Here is a 2,631-nt window from a genome sequence, read left to right as displayed (position 1 = left end):
TCGTAAGCCCGTCCCGCGCATAGTATGACGAGTAACCGTCGACCGATCGTCATAGAGGACGCAAACGACCTTTGCCATTTTTGATCTCCCTTCGTCTGTCAACGAGGAAGACGCTCGGTTGTTAAGGCTGCCCGCCAAAACGAACGGGCGGCCACTCTGGTTTGTCAGAGGCCAGCAACTCTTAGGCCTTCCTGGGAAAGTTGCGCGCTATTGCGAATTAGATGGAGGAGCCGGACGTGGCTTCAAGGCCAGCGGCAGGCAACGGTGCCGCGTTGCTCTTCGGACCTTGGGCGTAACGAACGACGGGCTGCCATTGCAGCCACTGCCGCGATGGCGCCAGCCACAAAACCTCACTTCTTCCCTTGCGGGTAGATCGTCTCGCCGCGTTTCAGCATCTCGACGAAGGCGGCGACCTTCTTTTTGCGCCCGGCCTCGGTCTTCATGTTGTGGATGCGGAAGGCGAGCGCGAACCGGTTCTGTGCGCTGAGCGTTGCCAGCATCGCCTTCGCCTTGGGCTCGGCATCGATGGCCGCCTGCAAGTCCCCGGGAATTTTCATGTCCTTGCCGCTTCCGTAAGCGCGCGCCCAGCGGCCGTCGGCCTTCGCTGCCTCGACCTGTTTCAGCCCGTGCTCGGTCATCCGACCTTCCTCGATCAGCCGGGCGACGTTGTCGACGTTGATCTGGCTCCAGATGCTCTTCCTGCCGCGCGGCGTGTAGCGCTGCAAATAGCTCTTGTCGTCGAGCCCCTTGCGCACGGCGTCGATCCAACCCCAGCACAGCACGACGTTGATGGCCTCCTTGGGCGTGATCGAAGGCAGCCCCGAATCGACCTTGTGTATCTTGATCCAGACTTCTGTCTCGGTGTCGTGGTGCTTGCTGAGCCAGGTGTAGAGGCTTTCGGCATCGCCGAATTCGCGCACTTTTTCAGGGTCGACCTTGACCGGCGGCATTAACCGGCCTGCCTTGGTGGTCCGGTGACACCCCGCGCTCGCTCATCGGATGTCTCAGCCATCGTTCCTCCCTCTGCGCCGCCGCATCCGTCTGGATGGAGCAACAGCGGGGAAGCGTCAACAGGTGGATGTAGCTGCCAGTCCGCCCCCTCCGTCCCGCCGCGCCCATGGCGGTTCTTCCCATCGTGATGTAACACCGTCCTGACAGAAACGGCCCATAATAGGCTCGGCGGGCCTCAACTGGGGGATGTGGACATGCGAGCGATGCTGTTTGGCCTGATGTTGCTGGCGCCAACCGTGGCCCTGGCGGAACCGATAGAAACCCAGAAGATCATCACCGCGCTGACCGGCGACTGGAATGGCGACGGCGCCGTCGACCTGGCGATGATCGTCGAGACCCAGCCAAGCGAACCGATGGACATGCATTTCTTTCTCAGGGATCGCGAACACAACTTTTTGCGTCCGGCCGGCATCGTGCGTGACCAGATTCTCGGCGAGTGGAACGGTTACGACCGCTCCGGCTACGAGGCCTCCGACACCGAGCCGGAGCTGACCGCACTGCCCAACGGCTCGATCAAACTTTATCTGCCGGCGATGCCGGTCGGCAGCAAACGGACCAACCAGACGCTGACGCTCGCTTACCGCGACGGCGCCTTTATTGTCGCCGGCTTTGCCTATGATTATCATGACTATTTTGAAGACAATGTCGCAAGCGACTGCGACTACAATGTTTTGTCCGGCAAGGGCAAAAGCAGCAAGATGCAGCCCGATGGCACCACCGCGCACGCGACCGTGTCGGTCGAGGGCAAGGTCATTGCCTTTTCTGAGTGGAACCCTGGAACAGGCTTCAGCGCCTGCGGCAAGTGAGGGCAGCGCCCCCGCATCACGAAGATCTGACCGGTATGGACTGCTTCACTGCAGCTGCGGTTTCTTGAGAAAGCTGTTGCGGTCGGCCGACTTGACGCGCAGCCAGGTTTCGCGGCCGTCGCGCACCACCCGCAATGGGATCTCGGCGCCCGCCGGGTTCTGCCACAGCTTGCGGTAGAAATCGGCGAGCCCGTCGACTTCGCCGTCGCGGACGTCCGAGATGATGTCGCCCTGGCGCAAGCCGGCTTCGGCGGCGGGGCTGCCTTCGGCGACGCTCATCACCACGACCTCGCCATTGCTTTCGGCGGAGAAGGCGCCGAGCCATGGGCGCGGTGGCTTGGCAACCTGGCCGCGTGTGAGGAGATCGTCGAGAATGGGCGGCAGAAGGTCGATCGGCACCACCATGTTGATGTCGGCGATCTCGCCGGCGCGGCTCATCTGCAGGCGCAGCGAACCGATGCCAAGCAGCCTGCCGTCCTGCCCGATGAGTGCCGCACCTCCCCATGACGGATGGGCCGGCGCGGTGAAGATCGCCTCGTCCAGGAGATACTCCCAATAGCCGGCGAATTCCTGTTTGGTGACGATGTGCGCCCTGACCGCCTGGCCGATGCCGTCGGCGAGCACCACGGGGTCGCCGGCCATCGCCCTGGCCGCGTCGCCGAAAGCCACGGCGGGTAGGCCGAGCGGGGCCAGCGCCTGCACCAGGCCGAAGCCCGATTCCTGGTCATAGGCAAGCGCGTGGGCGGGAACCACGCGCCCGTTATGGTCGGTCAGCCAGACTTCTTCCGCCTCGGTGATGAGATAGCCGATGGTG

General features: G+C 63.0%; 3 protein-coding genes. 1 reads left to right on the top strand and 2 read right to left on the bottom strand.

The window, feature by feature from the left end; all coding sequences use genetic code 11:
- Positions 1-350 precede the first annotated feature (350 nt).
- Entirely contained in the window at positions 351-950 is a 600-nt protein-coding gene (locus EOA86_RS30005; RefSeq protein ID WP_128344943.1) for a YdeI/OmpD-associated family protein, read from the bottom strand.
- Positions 951-1,205: 255 nt separating this feature from the next.
- Here EOA86_RS30005 and EOA86_RS30000 point away from each other — a divergent pair, with 255 nt between their 5' ends.
- Positions 1,206-1,817: a hypothetical protein gene (locus EOA86_RS30000; protein ID WP_128344941.1), complete on the top strand. Its 612-nt coding sequence runs from the start codon at positions 1,206-1,208 to the stop codon at positions 1,815-1,817.
- Positions 1,818-1,862: 45 nt separating this feature from the next.
- Here EOA86_RS30000 and EOA86_RS29995 read toward each other — a convergent pair.
- On the bottom strand, positions 1,863-2,631 hold a 769-nt coding region (locus EOA86_RS29995; protein ID WP_164892116.1), incomplete at its 5' end, for a S1C family serine protease.

This window comes from Mesorhizobium sp. M5C.F.Ca.IN.020.32.2.1 (assembly GCF_004023105.1).
Lineage (GTDB): Bacteria > Pseudomonadota > Alphaproteobacteria > Rhizobiales > Rhizobiaceae > Mesorhizobium > Mesorhizobium wenxiniae.
The sequence above is the reverse complement of the archived record's forward strand: the minus strand, read 5'-3'. Positions and strand labels throughout refer to the sequence as shown.

Coding starts and splice junctions, on each gene's coding strand:
- EOA86_RS30005 (WP_128344943.1), bottom strand. CDS start 950: ATGCCGCCGGTCAAGGTCGACCCTGAAAAAGTGCGCGAATTCGGCGAT.
- EOA86_RS30000 (WP_128344941.1), top strand. CDS start 1,206: ATGCGAGCGATGCTGTTTGGCCTGATGTTGCTGGCGCCAACCGTGGCC.